The 20,406-nt window shown below is 68.2% G+C and carries 21 protein-coding genes; 12 read left to right on the forward strand and 9 right to left on the reverse strand.

The genetic code is table 11. The annotated features are described in order from the left end of the window. Window positions 1–13 precede the first annotated feature (13 nt). From AC3QL2_RS05460 to AC3QL2_RS05485, 6 genes are all read right to left on the reverse strand, one after another. On the reverse strand, window positions 14–2,041 hold the full coding sequence (locus tag AC3QL2_RS05460) for a GumC family protein (protein WP_493231994.1): 2,028 nt from the start codon (window positions 2,039–2,041) through the stop codon (window positions 14–16). Between the two features lie 98 nt (window positions 2,042–2,139). Then, a complete protein-coding gene (locus AC3QL2_RS05465; protein ID WP_493231993.1) occupies window positions 2,140–2,970 on the reverse strand; it encodes a DUF3025 domain-containing protein in 831 nt (276 codons plus the stop codon). Then, a complete protein-coding gene (locus tag AC3QL2_RS05470) occupies window positions 2,967–3,419 on the reverse strand; it encodes a hypothetical protein (RefSeq protein ID WP_493231992.1) in 453 nt (150 codons plus the stop codon). The genes AC3QL2_RS05465 and AC3QL2_RS05470 overlap by 4 nt, the downstream gene beginning before the upstream one ends. 16 nt (window positions 3,420–3,435) lie before the next feature. After that, entirely contained in the window at window positions 3,436–4,470 is a 1,035-nt protein-coding gene (gene pyrC, locus AC3QL2_RS05475; protein ID WP_493231990.1) for a dihydroorotase, read from the reverse strand. 65 nt (window positions 4,471–4,535) lie between these two features. Then, window positions 4,536–5,057 carry a cytochrome b/b6 domain-containing protein gene (locus AC3QL2_RS05480; RefSeq protein WP_493231989.1) on the reverse strand — a complete coding sequence of 174 codons (522 nt, stop codon included), beginning with the start codon at window positions 5,055–5,057 and terminating at the stop codon, window positions 4,536–4,538. Beyond that, window positions 5,058–5,321, reverse strand: a complete 264-nt coding sequence (locus AC3QL2_RS05485; RefSeq protein WP_481119357.1) for a PepSY domain-containing protein — start codon at window positions 5,319–5,321, stop codon at window positions 5,058–5,060. Between the two features lie 323 nt (window positions 5,322–5,644). On the opposite strand from AC3QL2_RS05485, the gene AC3QL2_RS05490 reads away from it, so the two are divergent. The 7 genes from AC3QL2_RS05490 (at window position 5,645) to AC3QL2_RS05520 (ending at window position 14,644) form a co-directional block, all read left to right on the forward strand. Next, a complete protein-coding gene (locus AC3QL2_RS05490; protein WP_493231988.1) occupies window positions 5,645–6,541 on the forward strand; it encodes a glutamate/aspartate ABC transporter substrate-binding protein in 897 nt (298 codons plus the stop codon). 35 nt (window positions 6,542–6,576) lie between these two features. Then, complete coding sequence (locus AC3QL2_RS05495) at window positions 6,577–7,647, forward strand: porin (RefSeq protein ID WP_493231987.1); 1,071 nt, start codon at window positions 6,577–6,579, stop codon at window positions 7,645–7,647. A gap of 40 nt (window positions 7,648–7,687) precedes the next feature. After that, window positions 7,688–8,767: an asparaginase gene (locus tag AC3QL2_RS05500; protein ID WP_493231985.1), complete on the forward strand. Its 1,080-nt coding sequence runs from the start codon at window positions 7,688–7,690 to the stop codon at window positions 8,765–8,767. 153 nt (window positions 8,768–8,920) lie between these two features. Then, window positions 8,921–10,825 (forward strand): sensor histidine kinase, encoded by a 1,905-nt coding sequence (locus AC3QL2_RS05505; RefSeq protein WP_493231984.1) that lies wholly within the window; start codon window positions 8,921–8,923, stop codon window positions 10,823–10,825. Further along, window positions 10,822–12,159 carry a sigma-54-dependent transcriptional regulator gene (locus AC3QL2_RS05510; RefSeq protein ID WP_493231982.1) on the forward strand — a complete coding sequence of 446 codons (1,338 nt, stop codon included), beginning with the start codon at window positions 10,822–10,824 and terminating at the stop codon, window positions 12,157–12,159. Before AC3QL2_RS05505 ends, AC3QL2_RS05510 begins: the two co-directional genes overlap by 4 nt. Before the next feature lie 195 nt (window positions 12,160–12,354). Then, window positions 12,355–13,350, forward strand: coding sequence for a transporter (locus AC3QL2_RS05515; protein ID WP_493231981.1), 996 nt, complete (start codon window positions 12,355–12,357; stop codon window positions 13,348–13,350). A gap of 142 nt (window positions 13,351–13,492) precedes the next feature. Then, the gene (locus AC3QL2_RS05520) at window positions 13,493–14,644 is read left to right on the forward strand and encodes an ABC transporter substrate-binding protein (RefSeq protein WP_493231979.1); all 1,152 of its coding nucleotides are present in this window, start codon (window positions 13,493–13,495) and stop codon (window positions 14,642–14,644) included. Between the two features lie 102 nt (window positions 14,645–14,746). Here the strand turns inward: AC3QL2_RS05520 and rsmI are convergent, their stop codons facing one another. Beyond that, entirely contained in the window at window positions 14,747–15,568 is an 822-nt protein-coding gene (rsmI, locus tag AC3QL2_RS05525) for a 16S rRNA (cytidine(1402)-2'-O)-methyltransferase (RefSeq protein ID WP_493232313.1), read from the reverse strand. Window positions 15,569–15,681: 113 nt separating this feature from the next. On the opposite strand from rsmI, the gene AC3QL2_RS05530 reads away from it, so the two are divergent. The 4 genes from AC3QL2_RS05530 (at window position 15,682) to AC3QL2_RS05545 (ending at window position 17,719) form a co-directional block, all read left to right on the forward strand. Then, entirely contained in the window at window positions 15,682–16,050 is a 369-nt protein-coding gene (locus AC3QL2_RS05530; RefSeq protein WP_493231978.1) for a YraN family protein, read from the forward strand. Then, window positions 16,040–16,417 (forward strand): HIRAN domain-containing protein, encoded by a 378-nt coding sequence (locus AC3QL2_RS05535; RefSeq protein ID WP_493231976.1) that lies wholly within the window; start codon window positions 16,040–16,042, stop codon window positions 16,415–16,417. The genes AC3QL2_RS05530 and AC3QL2_RS05535 overlap by 11 nt, the downstream gene beginning before the upstream one ends. A 73-nt stretch (window positions 16,418–16,490) precedes the next feature. Further along, a complete protein-coding gene (locus AC3QL2_RS05540) occupies window positions 16,491–17,084 on the forward strand; it encodes a phosphoheptose isomerase (protein ID WP_493231974.1) in 594 nt (197 codons plus the stop codon). Further along, the gene (locus AC3QL2_RS05545; RefSeq protein WP_493231973.1) at window positions 17,081–17,719 is read left to right on the forward strand and encodes a BON domain-containing protein; all 639 of its coding nucleotides are present in this window, start codon (window positions 17,081–17,083) and stop codon (window positions 17,717–17,719) included. The genes AC3QL2_RS05540 and AC3QL2_RS05545 overlap by 4 nt, the downstream gene beginning before the upstream one ends. A gap of 93 nt (window positions 17,720–17,812) precedes the next feature. Here AC3QL2_RS05545 and AC3QL2_RS05550 read toward each other — a convergent pair whose 3' ends face one another. After that, a complete protein-coding gene (locus AC3QL2_RS05550) occupies window positions 17,813–19,027 on the reverse strand; it encodes a YbfB/YjiJ family MFS transporter (protein ID WP_493231971.1) in 1,215 nt (404 codons plus the stop codon). Between the two features lie 102 nt (window positions 19,028–19,129). Between AC3QL2_RS05550 and AC3QL2_RS05555 the strand changes: the two genes are divergently transcribed. Continuing rightward, window positions 19,130–20,005, forward strand: a complete 876-nt coding sequence (locus AC3QL2_RS05555) for a LysR family transcriptional regulator (protein WP_493231970.1) — start codon at window positions 19,130–19,132, stop codon at window positions 20,003–20,005. Here AC3QL2_RS05555 and AC3QL2_RS05560 read toward each other — a convergent pair. Then, complete coding sequence (locus tag AC3QL2_RS05560; protein ID WP_493231968.1) at window positions 19,991–20,401, reverse strand: PPC domain-containing DNA-binding protein; 411 nt, start codon at window positions 20,399–20,401, stop codon at window positions 19,991–19,993. The genes AC3QL2_RS05555 and AC3QL2_RS05560 overlap by 15 nt on opposite strands. Window positions 20,402–20,406 lie beyond the last annotated feature (5 nt).

Raw genomic sequence — 20,406 nt, forward strand, 5'->3', positions numbered from 1 at the left:
TCTGGGTCCGGCCTCAAGCTTCGATGTCCCGCAGCGAAGGCATCAGCACATCGACTTCGGCGGTGCTCCTCTTGGGCCCGGCGGGCGCAAGATCGGCATAGACCGACAGGTCCTCGGCATTGGGGCGCCCGACCAGCGCCGCCAGATCTGAAAAGCGCAACCCCTGGCGCACCAGCCAGGCGGTGCAAGTATGCCGCAAAGCCTCCGGCGTGATGCTGGCTGCATTGACCAGTCCACCGTCGAAGGCGGCGCAGGCGAGCATGGACTGCACATCCTCGGTGCTCAGCGCAGTACCGCCCTCCCCCTGCAGCAGCGGCGCATCCGGCGCCCCGGCGTCCACCGTCAGATCCTTGAGCAGCCAGGCCGGCACCGGCAGCGTACGCGCCGCGGCGCCGCCGACCTTGAGGGTTCCGGCTGCGCCATCCAGGTCAGCCGCGCGCAGGGCCAGCGCCTCGCTCGAGCTCAGGCCAAGGAGGAGCAGTGCCACGACATCCCGGGCCTTGCCGGGCGCCGCCGCCAGCAAGGCGGTCAATTCGTCCTGGCGCAGCTCCCGCAGGCTCGCCGCCGCAGCCGGCAGCAGGCCCGCGGCGGCCCCCGCCGGAGGCAGGCTGGCAATGTGGTTCGGCCCCAGCATGGCCTGCGGAGCACCTCCCGGCATCATCCAGGGCTGAGGGATGATCAGCGTGGTGTTGCTCGGCGCCGCCTTGGCCGGCGGCGGGCGGTTGAACAGTTCGACGAACCAGATCGCCAGCAGGCCCAGGCCGAAGGCCAGGCCGAGGACGATCAGGCCATCGCGCAGGTAGTTCGGACGAAAGGCCGACTGGGGCACATTGGCGGCCTCGACGAGACTCAGAGACGGCAGGCGGCTGCGCTCGCTGGCCTCCATCTTGGCCAGACGCTCCAGCGCCTCGCGGCCGGCCTTCTCGATCTGCGCCAGGTCGTTCTCCAGGGATTTGACCTGCACGAAGCGCTCCGAGAAGTTCTGGATCGAGCCACGCTGGGTGCTGATCTGCGCCTGCAGCCTCTCAGCGGTCGCACGGCTGCTGGCCACCTCCTCCTGGGCTGCCGCCAGCGCCATCTGCTGGCCATTGGCGCGCTGGGCATCGATCTGCCGCTCCAGCTCGGCCATCCGCGAACGCTGTGCGCGAGCCCGCGGATCCATGCTGAGGAAGCTCGGCGTATAGGTGCGCTCCAGTTCCCGGTATTCTTCGCGCCACTGGGACAAGCGCGCCTCCATCCCGGCGAGGGCCGAATCATCCTTCGGATTGGCGCCCCATTTGCCCGCGTCGATACGCTCCTGCAGGGCCCGCAGGCGGGATTCGGCAATCGCGACCTTCTCGGTGGCCGTGCTGAGGGAGGCGCTCAGGCCCTTCATCTTGGAAACGGCTTCGTTCTCGTCCCGCTCGGGGGAAACTACCCCGTTCCTGGCCCGAAAGGCGTCCAGCCGATCCCGTCTTTCGACGGCCGCCTTTGCCAGCGAGGCGGCCTCCTCCCGTGCCCGCGTCAGCCCTTCGCTGGCCGCCGCGCCGAAGGAGGCCTTCATTTCCGTCGTGTACTGTTCGATGAGCGAATTCAGCACCGCCGCCAGCAGTTCCGGCTTGGGGCCGATCGCCTGCAGTTCGATGACGCCAGTGCCCTCCACCGGGGCGACCCCGATCATGGTCTGCAGCTCGGCGGCCGGATCGCTCCCCGTCAGCGGATGCCCGCTGTCACCGAGCGCCCGGGCCACCTTGTCGAGCAGCGGACGGCTGGTCAGCACCTGCACCTGGGTCAGCAGGTCGGCCTGCCCGCTTTCGCCTCCGGCCGGCGCGGACGTGCCCCGCGGCACATCGGAGCCAGCGGTGAACTGCACCCGGGCGGTCGCCCGGTATTCAGGGGGGCGCAGGAAATTCCACACCAGGCCCGGCACCAGGATCAGCAGGAAGACCACGGAAAAAACCCGCAGGCGGCGCAGGTTGCTGCGCCGGGTGGCCAGTACGCCGTCGCTGTCGGGTGTGATATCGAGTTCGAGGAAGGAACGCAGGGCCGACACGATCTGCATGATGGGATCACCCACAAGTGGTCAAGGAGCCTCCGCGCCCGCGGCACGGAGAAAATCGAGCGCGAATATTCGGTGCCCCCGCTTCGCCGGTCAAGCCGTCACGCCATCGCAGGGGATCGCACAGCGTGCCGCGAGTGGGCACGGGGGCGGAACTGCCGCCGGTCACGATAGTAATCCGCGTTTTCGCTGTTTGGCGTGACACCTGGAATGCCCAGCAGAGGCAAGGGCCGCAGCGCCGCCGGTGCCAGCGCGTCGGCGATGCTGGCGAGATGCGCGGCCAGCCAGGCGTCGGCCTCCGCCTGGCGCTGCCCGACCGGCAAGCCGAGCCAGGCCTCATCCACCTGCCGGTAGATCGCCTTGGCGCACAACCCCGTGAAGGGCGCACGCAACTGGTCCCAGGTGGCATGCCCGAAAACCAGGAAGCGGGTGCTCTCGGCGAGGCGCTGGCGCCGCCGCCAGAACGCCTCCTCCCATTCATGAGCGGCCAGCAGCTGCAGGATTTCCGCATCGGAACCGGCCACCAGCACACCGCACTCGTCGAACTGGGTCAGCGCGTCGCGCAGTGGGCCGCGCCCGTTCAGTCCAGCGGAGGAACGGGCCTCGAAGGCCTGCAGATGCAGCCGGTTGCAGGCCGACTTGCTGCGCGGCCACACGCACCAGGCCAGCGCGTTGAAGAAGTCGTGCCAGTCGTCGGGCCGCGTCGGCACCGCGTCGTGGCCGGCGATGTAGGCCTCGTAGACGGCGCCTTCCACTGGCGGCACGAAGCGCAGCCGGCGAACGTCCGCGCCAACAGTCGCCTCGGCATACAAGGCATCGAGCGCGTCGTGCCCCGGCAGGCCCTGCGCCGTGAAACGCGCCAGCAAGCCGGCCAGCCCGTCGAACAGCGGACGGTCGGCCAGCGCCGCCGGAACGTCGACAGACGCACTCATTCGGCGGAGGGCTTGATCGGCTTGGACTGCTCGGTGGCCTCGACGAACTCCAGCGTGTCGTTCTTGCGCGTGAAGGTACCGACGAGCCGCCCGGGCGGCTCCTCCGGCGGGTCGTCCCAGCGCTGGAACTCGCATCTTTCCGTGCCGGCGAGATACCAGTTCTTGCCCTGCTTGAGGGCCCACAGGTAGTCGCCAGCTTCGTAGACCTCCATCTTCACCGCGCCGGCGACACCGGGCTTGATCTCGTAGCGGCGCAGGCAGGTGGGCATGCGCGACACGACGATGGACTGGGCCACCTCGTCGCTCCAGAACCAGCGCTGCTCGCGCAGCAGGGAGATGGAGTGGTCCTTGCCGTCGATGAGGTAGGCGATGCCGTCATTCTCGCAGGCGGAGAGCAAGGGCACGGCGGCGAGGATCAGCAGCGTCTTGAGGACAGAGGTCGCGCGCATCGTCGTATCGAGAAACTCAGACCAGTTTCCAGTGGATCTGCTCGCCGCCGCGCAGCGGCACCAGCGGATCGCCCGGCAGGTAGTCAACGCCGGCCGGCACGTCCCAGCTTTCCTTCGCCAGCGTGATCGTGTCGGTGTTACGCGGCAGGCGGTAGAAGTCCGGGCCGTTGAAGCTGGCGAAGGCTTCCAGCTTGTCCAGCGCACCGGCCTGCTCGAAGGCCTCGGCATACAGCTCGATGCCAGCGTGGGCGGTGTAGCAGCCGGCGCAGCCGCAGGCGGACTCCTTGGTGCTCTTGGCGTGGGGCGCCGAGTCGGTACCGAGGAAGAACTTGTTGCTGCCGGACGTGGCGACCTTCACCAGCGCCTCCCGGTGGGTCTCGCGCTTGAGAACCGGCAGGCAATAGTGGTGCGGCCGGATGCCGCCGGCAAAGATCGCGTTGCGGTTGAGCAGCAGGTGGTGGGCGGTGATGGTCGCCCCCACATTGGGGCCTGCCTCGGTTACAAACTGCGCCGCGTCGGCCGTCGTGATGTGCTCGAAGACGATGCGCAGGGTCGGGTAGCGCGCTGCAAGCGGCGCCAGCACGCGATCGATAAAGACGCGCTCGCGATCAAAGATATCAACGTCAGCATGGGTTACCTCGCCATGAACACAGAGAACGATGCCCGCCTCGGCCATCCGTTCGAGCACGGGATGGACCTTGGCGATGTCGGTGACGCCCGCGTCCGAGTTGGTCGTCGCGCCGGCCGGGTAGAGCTTGGCGGCGGGGATGAAGCCGCTGGCGGCGGCCTTGTCGATCTCTTCGGGCTTGAGGCTGTCAGTGAGGTACAACGTCATCAGCGGCGCGAACTTGAGGCCGGCCGGCACAGCGGCGAGGATGCGCTCCCGGTAGGCCGCGGCCTGCTCCACGCTGGTCACCGGCGGCTTGAGGTTGGGCATGATCAGCGCCCGGCCGAAACGGCGGGCGGTGTCGGGCACCACCACAGCCAGGGCGGCGCCGTCGCGCACGTGCAGGTGCCAGTCGTCGGGGCGGGTGAGGGTCAGGTTCGGCATGGCGAATTTCCGTCGGCAGATGACTAATTCAACATTTTAGCAGCCCGCCCCGGCCGCCTGCAGCTTCAGCCGCCCTTGCGCCCGGTGACCATGGCCCGGGCCAGGTTCTCCCGCTGCACGATGCTCATCACCACCACGCCGGCCAGGTGCACCGCCACGCAGCCCAGCAGCCCGTCGGCCAGCCCCTGGTGGAGCTCGATCAGCCAGTCGTCGCCCCAGAAGGCGTCCAGGCGGGCCATCCAGCCGGTCACGCCGAGGGCGATGATCAGCATCCACAACAGGTAGGCCATCCACTGCCCGACCGGATTGTGGCCTACGCCGGTATGGCCTTTGCCGCGCAGCAGATCAGCCAGGTGTAAGCGGATCGCCTGCCAGCCGGGCAGCGGCAGGGCGGCGGTCGAGCCGCCTGCTGCCATCAGCCCGTGCACGAGGCGCAGCAGCACCAACGCCACCGCCACGTAGCCGGCGAGCCGGTGGATCTCTCCGCTCTCGTTGAAGGAGTTGAACAGCACAAGCCCTGCAACGCCCCAGTGCGTCAGACGGACGAGACGATTCCACACGGGGCGCGGGCGAGCTTCGCGATGCACTTACTGCTCGATCTCGGCCTTCACGATGGCCAGGGTCTTGGTATCGAAATAGATCTCGACCTTCTTGCCTTCCTTGTTCTTGCCATAGATCTCGTAGCACGAGCCGTCGATCTTGAACTTGCGGACCTCGTACTGGGCCTCCAGGCGTGCCTTCGCTTCTGCCTCGGGAATCCATTCGGACTTGGGATGGGGCTCGCACTTGGCGCCAGCAAAGGCGGCGGCGGGCAGCAGGGCGATGGTGAGGGCGAACAGGGTGGAACGCATGACGGATACCTTTCATGAGCCGGCCAAGGCCGGGGTTGAGGGGAGCAATTCGGACATTAGCATTAACGCGAATGGTTCTCAATAGCAAATTGATCGCCATCGCCGCCCTCCCCGTCTGCCCCCGGCTCATCCGGATTTCCGACCTTCTATCCAGGCCTCATCCGGAAAACCGAACACATCTATGCCGTTCGGCATCACCACGCCATTTCGAATCAATCACTTGCAACGCCTCCTGCATGGTCGGACGGCTGGCACAGCCCGTGCAAAGAGAAGTCAGCGCGACGCTGCCGCGCCAATAAAACAGAACATTGGAGACACCGACCATGCACGCCCCACCGAAGTTCGTCCTGACCTGCCTGCTCGCCGGCGGACTGGCTCAGTCCGCCGCCGCCCAGGAATCGCCGACCCTCAAGAAGATCAAGGACAGCGGCACCATCTCCCTGGGCCACCGGGAGTCGTCCATCCCCTTCTCCTACTACGACGACAAGCAGCAGGTCGTCGGCTACAGCCAGGAGCTGATGCTCAAGGTCGTCGACGCGGTGAAGGCCAACCTCAAACTGCCCAGCCTGCAGGTCAAACTCACCCCCGTCACCTCCCAGAACCGCATCCCCCTCATCCAGAACGGCACCATCGACATCGAGTGCGGCTCCACCACCCATAACGCCGAGCGCGCCCGCCAGGTCGCCTTCTCCGACACCCTCTTCATCATCGGCACCCGCCTGATGACCAAGAAGGAGTCCGGCATCAAGGACTTCCCCGACCTCGCCGGCAAGAACGTCGTCACCACCGCCGGCACCACCTCCGAGCGCCTCATCCGCAAGATGAACGAGGACAAGAAGCTCGGCATGAACATCATCTCCGCCAAGGACCACGGCGAGGCCTTCCTCACCCTCGAGACCGGCCGCGCCGTCGCCTTCATGATGGACGACGCCCTCCTCTACGGCGAAATGGCCAAGGCCAAGCGCCCCGCCGACTGGGTCGTCACCGGCACACCGCAGAGCTTCGAGGCCTACGGCTGCATGCTCAGGAAGGACGACCCCGGCTTCAAGAAGGTCGTCGATGCCGCCCTCGCCAAGACCATGACCTCCGGCGAGGCCGAGGCCATCTACAAGAAGTGGTTCACCCAGCCCATCCCCCCCAAGGGACTGAACCTCAACTTCCCGCTCTCCGACGCCATGCTCAAGCTCTACAAGGCGCCCAACGACAAGGCTTTCGAATGAGCCCCGCCGCCCACCCCACGCCCGAATCCAGAAAAATGAAGAGAACGACCCGCATCACCCTGGTCACGCTTGCAGGCCTCGCCGCACTGAATGCCCACGCCGACTCCAACGTGGTGTTCTATGGACGCATCAACGCCACCTTCGAAAACGTCAAGGCGGAACAAGGCCCAGCCCACAACGTCGTCAATGACAACGCCTCGCGCATCGGCTTCCGCGGCACCGAGGAACTGGGCGGCGGCATGGCCGCACTCTTTCAGGTCGAAAGCCGCATCCGCGTCGACGGCAGCGACTCCACGTCCCTGGCCAGCCGCGACAGCTTCGTCGGCCTGCGTACCGCCCAGGGCACGCTGCGCCTCGGGCGCACCCTCGGCCCGGCGTACTACGCACTCTACGACTACATCAGCATGCACAACCACGACTCGGGCTATTCCGCCGATGCGCTGCTGTCACCGGCCGTCAGCGGCAACTCCACCGCCGCCGGCGGGCGCATGAACAACACCGTGTGGTACACCAGCCCGACCATCGCCGGCTTCACCTTCGAGGCCGACTACGCGCTGCTGGACGAGGCCCCCGTAACCACCGGCACCAAGCGCACGCCCCACCACCTCGGCCTGGTCGGCAGTTACGACCAGGGCCCGCTGCACGCCGCCATCACCTACGTGTCCGCCCAGAACACCAAGGACCTGGATGGCAGCGACGCCGTCCGCCTCAACAACGACCGCGCGATCACTGCCGGCGGCAGCTACAACTTCGGCCCCCTGGTGCTCGGCGCGCTGTTCGAGCGCTCCCGCCGCGACACCCTCACCGACGCCGTCAGCCGCAACTACTACCGGGTCGCCGTGATGGCCCCGGTCGGCGCCCACGAGTTCCACCTCAACGTCGGCGTGGCCGGCGACTACAGTGGAACCCACGACACCGCCGGCAAGCAGTACACCGTGGCCTACAACTACAACCTGTCCAAGCGCAGCAAGCTCTACGCCTACTACACCCGGATCGACAACGACAGCGCGCAGACCGTCGGCGGAGGCGGCGCCTACAGCTTCCTCGGCACCGCCGCCGGGCTGGACAACCGCTCGATCGCCGCCGGCATCCGCCACAACTTCTGATCGCCCCCCAAACCCATACCCCACACCCAGGAGACCCACCATGAACCGTCTGTTCACCCGCCCCTTCGTCCTGTCATCCCTCCTCGCCGCCAGCCTGGCCGGCGCCTTTCCCGCCGCCTACGCCGACGGCAAGCCCCACGTGGTGATCCTCGCCACCGGCGGCACCATTGCCGGGGCCGGCGCCAGTGTCGCCAACAGCGCCACCTACCAGGCCGCCAAGGTGCCGGTGGACAAGCTCATCGCCGGCGTGCCGGAACTGGCCAATGTCGCCGAGGTCCGCGGCGAGCAGGTCTTCCAGATCGCCTCCGAGAGCTTCACCAACGACAACCTGCTGACCCTCGGCAAGCGCGTCGCGGCCCTCGCCCGCCAGCCGGACGTGGACGGCATCGTGATCACCCACGGCACCGACACGCTGGAAGAAACCGCCTACTTCCTGAACCTGGTACTGAAGACCGACAAGCCGGTGGTGGTGGTCGGCTCCATGCGGCCGGGCACCGCCATGTCCGCCGACGGCATGCTCAACCTCTACAACGCGGTGGCCGTGGCTGCGGCCAAGGACGCTGCCGGCAAGGGCGTGCTGGTCACCATGAACGACGAGATCCACACCGGCCGCGACGTGAGCAAGTCGGTCAACATCAAGACCGAAGCCTTCAAGAGCCCGTGGGGCCCGCTGGGCATGATCGTCGAAGGCAAGACCTACTGGTTCCGCGCCCCCGCCAAACGCCACACCACCGGCACCGAGTTCGACATCGACAAGCTCGACAAGCTGGCCCCGGTGGACATCGCCTACGGCTACGGCAATGCCACCCCCACCGCCTACAGGGCCTTCGCCGAAGGCGGCGCTCGCGCCGTCATCCACGCCGGCACCGGCAACGGCTCGGTCAGCGGCGCAGTCGTACCGGCCCTGCAGGAACTGCGCGGCAAGGGCGTGCAGATCATCCGCTCGTCCCGCGTGGTCGGCGGCGGCTTCGTGCTGCGCAACGCCGAGCAGCCCGACGACAAGTACGACTGGGTCGTCGCCCACGACCTCAACCCCCAGAAGGCCCGCATCCTCGCCGCCGTGGCCCTGACCAAGACCCAGGACAGCAAGGAACTGCAGCGGATGTTCATGGAATACTGAGCAAGAACGCGGAGAGAAGCACCGCCCCCGCCGGCCCGGCAGGGGCGCTGCGGGGGCTGTATCCTTGAGCGGAGACGCCTCCACCGCCGGCCGGCGGGCGGGCGCATCCTTCCCGCCCCCGCCACCCCACCAACGGAAGCACACCGACACTCGATGACCGACACCCCTCCGGCACCGGCCCCGCAGCAGCTGCCGCCCTCGCGCTCCGTGTCGCCGAACCCGCTGATCGTCGCCGCCTTCCTGCTGGTGATCGGCCTGATCGGCATCGGCGGCTACCGGGCCAGCGAATACCAGGGCATGCAGACCCTGCGCACCGACGCCGGTCATCGACTGGACCTGTTCGCCGCCGCCGTGGACGGCATCGTCAACCGCTACGCCCACATCCCGGCCACCATCCAGCTCAACGAAGAAGTCCTCAACGTGATGCGCAGCCCGCGCAGCCCAGCGAGCGTACATGCCGCCAACCGCTTCCTGCAGCAGCTCAACGAGCACATCGGCAGCATTGCGATCTTCGTGGTGGACCCGCGCGGCATCGTGCTCGCCTCCAGCAACTGGAACCACCCGAGCGAGAACTTCGTCGGCGAGGACCTGTCCTTCCGCAGCTATTTCGCCGAAGGCCTCGCTGGACGCGTCGGGCGCCACTTTGCCATCGGCACCACCCGCGGCGAACCGGGCTACTTCGTGTCCACGCCGATCCGCGACGGCGAGCGGGTGGTCGGCGTGGCCGTCATCAAGATCAGCCTCGGACAACTCGACCAGGCCTGGGAACTGCTAGGCGCACCGGCCCTGATCGCCGACGGCAACGGCGTGGTGATCCTGTCCTCGGTGCCCGAATGGCGCTATACCGCCCTCAAGCCACTGCCCCTCGACACCCGCGTGGACGTCAAGATGAGCCGCCTCTACAACGAAGGGCCGATCGGCGACTTCCCGGCACGCATAGAGGAAGACTCGAGCCCTGAAGGCCAGGTCGTGCATATGTCGATTCAAAACGCCCGCGCCAAACCGCACCCTGGCTTCGCCGGCAGCTACCTGGTGCATGGGCGCGGCCTCCAGGACGTGGGCTGGCGCCTGCTGATCTTCTCCGACCTGCGCCCGGTACGCACCCAGGCCCTCGGCCACGGCGCGCTGGCCGCGGTGGCCACCGGCTTCGTGCTGCTGCTGCTGCTGGTACTGGCCCAGCGCCGGCGCATCGTGCGCCAGAAGCTGGAAGCCAAGGAACTGCTCGAACAAGCCAACGCCCAGCTCGAAAGCAAGGTCGCCCGCCGCACCCGTGCGCTGACCGACACGAACGCGCGCCTGCGCAAGGAAGTGGCCGAACGCCAGCAGGCCGAGCAGACCCTGCGCGCCGCCCAGGACGAACTCGTGCAGGCCGCCAAGCTGGCCGTGCTCGGCCAACTGGCCGCCGGCATCACCCACGAGCTGGCCCAACCCTTGGGCGCCATGCGCACCCTGTCGGGCAACGCCATCGAATTCATGAAGCGCGGCAACCTGCCGACCGTCGAGCAGAACCTGACGATCATCGCCCGCCTGGCCGACCAGATGGGCCGCATCATCACCCCTCTGAAGACCTTCGCGCGCAAATCGCCGGCGGTACCTGCCGCCGCCGACCTGGCACACGCCGTCAGCGCTGCGCTGTTCCTGCTCGACCAGCGCCTCGGCAAGGCCGGCGTCACCATCACAAACCACTGCGAACCCGGCCAGGCCATCGCCTGGTGCGACCAGAACCGCCTCGAACAGGTGCTCATCAACCTGATCCGCAACGCCGGCGACGCAATGGCCGACAGTGAGCGCAAGGAACTCCTCATCGAAGCCGCGCCCCGCGCCGACGGCGACCTGGAACTCGTCATCGCCGACAGCGGCTGCGGCCTGCCCGACGACGGCGCGCTGTTCGAACCCTTCTTCACCACCAAGCCGGCCGGCGAAGGGCTGGGCCTCGGCCTGGCCATCTCCCGCGACATCGTCCGCGAATTCGGTGGCGACCTGCGTGCCGAGAACCGCCCCGAAGGTGGTGCCCGCTTTATCCTGCAACTCCCTGCCGCCCCGAAAGAACCGTCATGATTCCCGAACTCCGCGTACTCATCATCGAAGACGACCCCGACGTACGCCTCGGCTGCGAGCAGGCCATGATGCTGGCCGACATCCCGGTGGAAGGCGTCGGCTCCGCCGAGGACGGCCTGGCGCGCCTCGCCGCCGGCTTTCCCGGCATCGTCGTCACCGACATGCGCCTGCCCAAAGCCGACGGCATGGAAGTGCTGCGACGCTGCCAGGCCATGGACGCCGACCTGCCGGTGATCATCATCACCGGCCACGGCGACGTGACGCTCGCCGTCGAGGCCATGCGCAACGGCGCCTACGATTTCATCCAGAAACCCTTCTCGCCGGAACTGCTGGTGGACGTGGTGCGCCGCGCCCTCGACAAGCGCGGGCTGACTCTCGAAGTGCTCGACCTGCGCCGCCGCCTGGAACAGCGCGACGGCATCGAAGCCAAGCTGATCGGCCGCTCGCCGCAGATGGCCCGCGTGCGCCAGCTGATCAGCGACGTGGCCGGCACCAGCGTGGACGTCCTGGTGCGTGGCGAAACCGGCACTGGCAAGGAGCTCATCGCCCAGTGCCTGCACGAACTCTCGCCGCGCAAGAGCGGCCCCTTCGTGGCCCTCAACTGCGGCGGCCTGCCCGACAACCTGCTCGACAGCGAACTGTTCGGCCACGAGGCCGGCGCCTTCACCGGTGCCCAGAAACGCCGCATCGGCAAGATCGAATACGCCAACAAGGGCACCCTCTTCCTCGACGAACTGGAAAGCATGCCACTGGGCGTGCAGATCAAGCTGCTGCGCGTGCTGCAGGAGCGCGTCGTGGAGCGCCTCGGCTCCAACCAGCTGCAGCCGGTGGATTGCCGGGTCGTCGCCGCCACCAAGGACGACCTCAAGGAACGGGCCGAACGCCAGACCTTCCGCGCCGACCTCTACTACCGCCTCAACGTGGTCACCATCGACCTGCCGCCGCTGCGCGAACGCCGCGAGGACATCCCGCTGCTGCTCGAACACTTCCTGCTGCAAGCCGCCCACCGCCATGAACGTCCGCTGCCCAGCGTGCCGCCCGAACAGATGCGCCGCCTGATGGCCCACACCTGGCCCGGCAACGTGCGCGAACTGCGCAATGTCGCAGACTGCGTGGTCCTCGGCGTCGGCAAGGACGTCCTCGGCGGCCCCCCCGGCGACGCGCCACCGGCCTCGCTGGCCGAATCGGTGGAGAGCTTCGAGCGCAGCCTGATCGCCGCCGAACTGCGCCGCCAGGGCGGTAGCCTGGCGCGCAGCGCCGAGGCCCTGCGCGTGCCCAAGACCACGTTGCACGACAAGCTCCGCAAGTACGGCCTGCAGGGCGGCGACAGCTGAGCCCCCTGGGCTGGGCGTAGCCCAGCCCTCCCCCCGCGGGGGACAAGGAAACTTGAGGCGGCCCGGCGTTTCCTTGAGAGGCACCACACCGGCCCGGTGCTGCGACATCGTGTCGCAGGGCCGGGCCGGCGCCCTCGGCTAAGCTCTGTCGCGTTCCGCCTGGCCAGCCGGCCGCGGCAACCGAGAGCGCGCCCCATGAAAAGATACCTCTGCACCCTGCTGGCCGCCGTGCTGGCCCCCGCGGCCCACGCCTCCTGCGGTTCGTCCTTTTGCACGGTGGACACCAACTGGGATACCCAGGGCCTCTCCAGCTCTGAAGGCCTGCGCCTTGACGCGCGCTACTCCTACGCCAGGGCCAACACGCTGCGCGCCGGCCATTCCCGCATCGCCGCGGCCCCCCCCAGCGGCAGCGACGAGGAGATCGAGAACCAGCGCAGCGTCAACCGGCTCCTCAACCTGGACGCCGAATACACCTTCAATGCGCACTGGAGCGCCACGCTCAGCCTGCCGGTGGTGATGCGCGACCACCGCCACACCTTCGACTCGTCGATCGACGGCCCCTTCACCCAGTCGGCCAGCTTCCACGAGATCGGCGACATGCGGGTCGTCAGCCGCTACCGCCTCGATCCGGGCAACCCGTTCTCCGGCGTCGGCCTGCGCTTCGGCCTCAAGCTGCCGACCGGCGCCACCAACAAGACCATGAACCCGCCTGATCCGGCCGATCCGGGCACGCCCTACGCGCTGGAGCGCTCCGCCCAGCCGGGCAGCGGCAGCACCGACGCCATCCTCGGCGCCTACTACTTCCAGATTCTGCCGGGCACCGGCTGGGGCTGGTTCGCCAGCGCCCAGCTGCAGACCGCCGTCGCCACCCGTAGCGACTACCGCCCGGGCACCGAGGTCAAGCTCGACCTGGGCACCCACTACGAACTGGCCCCGGGGCTCACCGGCCTGCTGCAGCTCAACGCACTGCACCGCTCGCGGGACGGCGGCGGCGCCGCCAACCCGGCATCGGGCGGCCACGCCTTCTACCTCAGCCCCGGCCTCAGCTACGCCGTCGCGCCGCACACCCAGGTCTATGGGCTGCTGCAGCTGGCGGTCAGCCAGTACGCCAAGACCGACCCGCTGGATCCGCAAGCCGGCCAGCTCACGTCGCCGCGCAGTTTCACCGTCGGCCTCAGCCAGCGCTTCTGAGCCGGGCTGCCGCCCGTCACGCCTTCAAACCCTGGTTCCCCGCACCCAAGGCGGGGAATTCGTCACTCGCCCACCCAGCAGCAGGTCATAAGACGACACCCTGACGCCCTCCATACTCACGCCATTTTCATATAAGAAAGGCATGAGAATGCTGAACACATGGAGACAAGGGTTGCTCGGCGGGTGCCTGCTGGCACTCATCCTGGGTTTTGCGGCAAACCGCCCGGCACGGGCCGAAACGGTGGTGATCGGCCAGAGCGCGCCGCTCAGCGGCGTACTGGCAAGCACCGGCAAGGAGATGGCGCTGGGCGTGCGGATCGCCATCGACGCCGCCAATGCGGCCGGCGGCGTCGGCGGCCGCACCCTGACCCACGTGGTCAAGGACGACGGCTACCAGACCGCCGAAACCGTGCGCCTGACCCACGAACTGATCAATCGCGACAAGGCGGTGGCGCTGATCGGCTATGCCGGCACCGGCAACATCGCCGAACTGCTCAAGCACGGCGTGCTGGCCGACGGCAACATCGCACTGATCGCCCCCTACACCGGCGGCGAGCCGCTGCGCTCGCCCTACAACCCGTGGATCTTCCACATCCGCGCCAGCTACGGCGACGAGACCGAGGCCATGGTGCGCCAGTTCGTCGCCTCCGGCCTGCAGCGCATTGCGGTGTTCTACCAGAACGACCCCTTCGGCCAGGCCGGCCTGGCTGGCGTCGAACGGGCCCTGGAAAAGCACAAGCTGAAGATCGTCAGCAAGGGCAGCTACGAAAAGAACACCGAGGACGTCGCCGCCGCCGTGCGCGACATCGCGGCCGGCGCGCCGCAGGCCGTCATCATGATCGGCGTGGTGCGACCGACCGCCGCCTTCGTCAAGGCCTACCAGCCGGTCAGCCCCGGCACCCAGCTGTTCAGCATCTCGGTGGTGAATGGGCGCGAACTGCACCAGCTGGCGGGGGGCGACGCGGCGCGCGGCGTCGGCATCACCCAGGTCATGCCCTCGCCCTTCAGCGGCGTGACGCGCATCGCGCGGGACTACAGCGCCGCGCTGCAGCGCTTTGCGCCAGGCGCCGAACCGTCCTACACCAGCTTCGAGGAATACGTCGGCGCCCGCGTGTTGATCGAGGCGATCCGCCGCACCAAGGGCACGCCGACACCAGCCACGGTGATGCAGTCCCTCGAAAGCCTGGACATCGACCTGGGCGGCTTCCAGGTGCGCTTCGGCCAGGGCAACCGTATCGGCTCCCAGCGCGTGGAGGTCACCCTGCTCGGCCGCGACGGCCAGCACCTGCACTGAAAACCCGGCGGAGCCTCACAAGGAAACGCCGGCCGACCCCAGTTTCCTTCTCCCCTCGGGGGTCGGGCGGTGCGCAGCCCAGCCTGGGGGGCGCTCAACGCTTCAGCTGTCGCGCAGCTCCAGCGCCCGCTCGTAGAGCGCGTTCTTCGACGCACCGGTGATCGCCGCAGCCAGCTTGGCCGCCTGCTTCACCGGCAACTCGGCGAACAGCAGGCCCAGCACCCGCTCGGCCTCCGGCGACAGGCCCTCGCTGGCCGGCGCCGCCGACACCAGCAGCACGAACTCGCCGCGGGCGCGGTTGGCATCAGCGGCCAGCCAGGCCGGCGCGTCGGCCAGCGGCATGCGCACGATCTGCTCGAACATCTTGGTCAGCTCGCGGGCGACGACGATCTGGCGCGTCGGCTCCAGCGTCGCCGCCAGGTCGTCCAGCGTCTCGACGATGCGGTGCGGCGCCTCGTAAAACACCAGCGTGCCCGGCACGCCGCGCAGGCTGTCCAGCGCGGTCTTGCGGGCCGCCGACTTGGTCGGCAGGAAGCCGTGGAAATGGAAATGCCCGTCGGCGAGGCCGGACGCCGACAGCGCCGCAATGGCAGCGCAGGCTCCCGGTACCGGCACCACCTGAAAGCCGGCATCCTGCACCCGCGCCACCGCCCGCGCGCCGGGGTCGGACACCGCCGGCGTGCCGGCATCGGTGATCAGCGCCACCTGCTTGCCCTCCTCCAGCATGCGGATCACCAGCCCGGCGGCCTCCTGCTCGTTGTGTTCGTGCAGCGCGACCAGCCGCGTCCGGATGTCGAAGGCATCGAGCAAGCGCTGGCTGTGGCGGGTGTCCTCGGCGGCCACCGCGTCCACCGCCTTCAGCACGGCCAGCGCGCGCAGGCTCATGTCCTGCAGGTTCCCCAAGGGCGTGGCCACCACATACAATGACGCCGTCTTATTCAGCGAGGAGGCGGACGATGCGTCGGAAAGGGCAGGATGCATGGCAGGACTGGGGACAGGAGGCGGGGGACGCAGATTGTGGGCGCGCCACCCCGCCGATGCAAGCCGAACACCTGCGCCGTGGCGCGGCGGCCGAGGCGCTGGCCGCCGCCCACCTGGAAAAACACGGGCTGACGATCCTGGCCCGCAACGTGCGCTGCCGCGGCGGCGAGGTGGACCTGATCGCCATCGACCGGAGCAGCGTGGTCTTCGTCGAGGTGCGCCTGCGCAGCAACAGCCGCTTCGGCGGCGCCGCGGCAAGCATCACCGCGGCCAAGCGCCAGCGCGTGATCCTCGCCGCCCGCTACTGGCTGAACGGTGCCGGCCGGCGCTACGCCAACCAGCCCTGCCGCTTCGACGCAGTGCTGCTGGAACGTCTCGACAGCGACGGCATCGAATGGCTACGGGGTGCCTTCGATGCGTATTGAGCACGTCCTGCTGGCGCTGCTGCTCGGCACCGGCATCGTTCCGCCGGTTACCGCGCAGCAGGTGCGCATCCTCGTGCAGAGTTCGCCGCTGGCCGGCTTCCAGTACTACGGCGGCAAGATCCTGTGGGACGAGATGCACGAGGGCGACGCGCTGGCCCTGATCCGCGAGCCCGACAACCCGCACGACCGCTTCGCGGTGCGCGTCGAATGGCGCGGCCGGAAGCTCGGCTACCTGCCCCGCGCCGAGAACCGGGCGGTGGCCGAGGAGATGGACCGGGGCACCGCCATCGGCGGCCGCATCGGCAAGCTGGCCAGGGATCCCAATCCGTGGAAGCGGCTGCACGTGGATGTACTCGTCGGTTTGTAAGCGTATTTCTTCCATAGGGCTGGTCCGCGGGCGCAAATGCTAGAATCGCGGCCAATTTTTCCCGGAGTCAAAGATGGATCTCGTCGCCCGTATCGCGCAGCAATTCACCGACAGCGCCCAGACCAAGCTGGCCGCCCTCGAGTTCATGGCCGAGCCCATCGCCGCGGCCATCGAAACGATGACGCACTGCCTGATGAACAACGGCAAGATCCTGGCTTGCGGCAACGGTGGTTCGGCCGCCGACGCCCAGCACTTTGCCGCCGAGCTGCTGAACCGCTTCGAGATGGAACGTCCGCCGCTGGCCGGCATGGCGCTGACCACCGACAGCTCGACGCTGACCTCCATCGCCAACGACTACGACTACAACCAGATCTTCTCCAAGCAGGTGCGCGCCCTCGGCCAGCCCGGCGACGTGCTGCTGGCCATTTCCACCAGCGGCAACTCGCCCAACGTGATCGAGGCCATCCACACCGCCCACGAGCGGGAGATGCACGTGGTGGCCCTCACCGGCAAAGGCGGCGGCAAGATGGTCGAACACCTCGGCCCCGGCGACATCCACCTGTGCGTCCCGTCCGACCGCACCGCGCGCATCCAGGAAGTCCACCTGGTCACCCTGCACTGCCTGTGCGACGGCATCGATTGCCTTTTCCTCGGAGTGGAAGAATGAACCTAGCCCGCAAGTCCCTGGCCTGGACCGCGCTGGTCCTCGGCACCCTGGCTGCCGCCCAGGGCTGCATCCCGGTCATCGTAGGCGGCACCGGCATGGCCGTCGCCATGGTTTCCGACCGGCGCAGTTCCGGCGCCTACGTGGAAGACGAGAGCATCGAGTGGAAGAGCGTCAAGCGCATCGAAGATGCCCTCGGCGACAAGGTGCACGTCAACACCACCGCTTTCAACCGCAAGCTGCTGCTGACCGGCGAAGCCTTCAACGAGAGCAGCCGCGACGAGGCCGGACGCATTGCCGCCGCCGTCGAGAACGTAAAGGAAGTGGTCAACGAGCTGCGCGTCGCGCCCAGCAGCATCCTGTCCGCACGCAGCAACGACAGCTTCATCAGCTCCAAGGTGAAGGCCCGCTTCGTGGACCAGAAGGCCTTCCGCGTGCAGCAGGTCAAGGTCGTCACCGAAGCTTCCACGGTCTACCTGATGGGCCTCGTCACCCAGCGGGAAGGCGACGCCGCCACCGAGGTCGCGCGCACCACCAGCGGCGTGCAGAAGGTCGTGCGGGTCTTCGAGTACATCAGCGAAGACGAGGCCAAGCGCCTCGACAACACCACCGGCAACAACACCGAATCGGGCAAGTAAGCGGAGCGCTTCCCCCGTTCATGGCCACAAGGCCCTGCCGGATTCCGGCAGGGCCTTTGCATTTGATGGCTCGCTCAGCAGCGACGCGAGTGCTCAGCCCTGCGCACAGGGCCGCAGGCCGGCGGCGCACATCTCCCGCTTTTCAAGGCCGCGCAGCAGCACCAGCAACAGCGTGCCGACTGCCATCATCGCCCCGGCCAGGTACAGCCCCGCCGTGTAGCTGCCGACCGCCGTGGCCAGCCAGCCGGTGACGGCCGGGCCGAGGATCTGGGCGGCTCCGTAGGAAAGCGTCATCTTGCCCATCATCTTGGCCGGACGGGTCGGGTAGTAGCGGCCGGCCATCGTCAGCACCAGGCTCACCATGCCGATGAAGGTGGCGCCGAACAGCAGCGCCCCGACGAGCGCCGCGGCCAGCCCGCCCACGGTGACCGGCAGCACGATGCCGACGATCTGCAGCAGCGCCGCGACGATCAGTGCGTTCAGCTCGCCCGTGCGGCGCGCCACCAGATCCCACAGGATGCAGGCCGGCGCGGCCGCCACGCCGATCGCCAGGAACACCAGCGAGCCCTTGCCGGCGAGGCCCGGCAGACGGTCCACGATGGCGACGATGAAGGTCGCGCTAACCACGTAGCCGATGCCGGCACAGAAATAGGCGGCCATAAACAGGCGCAGGAAGCCCGCCGTCGGCGGCCGGTCCGCCATCTGCGCGGCGCTGTGGCTGGCCGGGTTGCGCCCCGGCGACGGCAGCCAGCGCAGCGCCGGCACCAGCAGCACGGCGCCGAAGGCTGTCAGCGCGAACCACTGCTGGCGCCAGTCCAGCCACTGGCTCATCAGCGCCACCGCCGCCGCGCAGACGGTGATGCCGATGCCGATACCGGCGAAATGGATGCCCAACTCGCTGCGGTGATTGTGGCGGATCAGCCAATTGAGGATCAGCCCGGTGCCGAACAACATGCCCGCCGCGCTGGCCAGACCGGCGACGAAACGCGACAGCGCCCACACCAGTGGATCGGTGCTGAGGCCCATGACCCCGGTGCTCATCACCGCCAGCACCATGCCGATGCGGTACAGGCGGTCCTTCACAACGAGATCGCCGATCAGCGACGCGAGCAGCGCGCCGCTCAGGTAACCGGCGTAATTGACGGCCGCCAGCAAGCCACCTTCGGCCACGCCCAGCCCGGCCTGTTGCTGCATCAGCGGCAGCAGCGGCGTGTAGGCGAAGCGGGCGACGCCCAGCGCCAGCACCAGGCTGAAGATGCCGGCGCCAAGCACGCGGAAACGTTCGGCAGCAGAACTGTGTTCGCTCATGGCGGCAGACTCCTTGCGGTTGGAGCAGACACGATAAACAGACTAAACTATCTCATCAAATGATTTATCAAGAACATTCAGTTCTCTAATGGAGATACGAATATGGAACTCGTCGCGCTGCGCACCTTCCAGGCGGTGGTCGAGGAAGGCGGCATCCTCGCCGCCTCCCGCAAGCTGAACACCGTCCAGTCCAACGTGACGGGCCGCATCCGCCGGCTGGAGGAGGAACTCGGCACCGAGCTGTTCCACCGCAAGGGGCGCGGACTGGAGCTGGCACCGTCGGGGCGGGTGCTCCTCGACTACGCCCGCCGCATGCTGCTGCTCGAACGGGAAACCAGCGCCGCGGTCCGCCAGGTTGGCGAAAGCGCCGGCGAGCTGCGCATCGGCGCGATGGAAACCTTCGCCGCCGTGCACCTGCCCCGCGCGCTGAAGGCCGTGCGGACCCGCCATCCGCGCGTCGAACTGCGGGTCAGCACCGACACCAGCGCCGCGCTGATCGAACGCCTGCTCGACCACAAGCTCGACTGCGCCTTCATCGGCGGGCCGGTGATCCATCCGGAACTGGTTTTCGAGGAGTTGGTGATGGAGGAACTGGTGCAGGTCTGCGCGGCCGGCACCGACCCGGTGCTGCAGCCGGTGATCCTGTTCCGCGAGGGCTGCGCCTACCGCACCCGCGCTCTAGCCTGGCAGCGGGCCAGCGGCCACGCGGTGTCCGATGCGATGGAGTTCGGCACGCTGGAAGGCATCATCGGCTGCGTGTCGGTGGGCCTCGGGTGGACGCTGCTGCCGCGCCGGGTGGTGGAACAGTCGCCGCACCGGGCCGACCTGACGGTGCTTGAAGTGCCGGCGCAGATCAGCCGCGTGCAGACCGGCGTCGCCTACCTGCGCGCCGCACCGCCGATGGCCGCCATCAAGACCCTTGCCGAGGCCGTGGCCACGCTGGCCAGCGGCACCGCCGAAACCTCAGCCCCAGTCTGAGGCCCGCTGGCGCACCACCAGCTCGGCGTAGCCGGTCTGCAGGTCGGGCTCGCGCTGGAAATCCCAGCCCGGCAGGCGCATCAGCAGGATCTCGGCGGTCGTGCGCACGATGCAGCCATAACCCAGGTGACCGCCGATCACCGTGCCGGACGCCGTCGCCACCGCCCCATGCAGGTGGGAACCGTTGGCGGCGATGGTGCCGCTGAGGCTCAACAGCTCGATGTCGCCGTCCCACGCCCGCAGTTCACCGGCGCCGGCCAGGCGCAGATGCGCGCTGCTCAGGCTGCCGATGCCGGCCAGCACGAAGGCCGCCGAACCGCCCTCGGCGAACAGCGCGCACTCCAGCGCGCGGCGCAGGTCCTGGCCGGGGGTCAGGCGAATCGGTTGTACGTCCATGCTCT

The sequence above is a fragment of the Zoogloea sp. GW822-FHT05C07 genome, assembly GCF_058800215.1.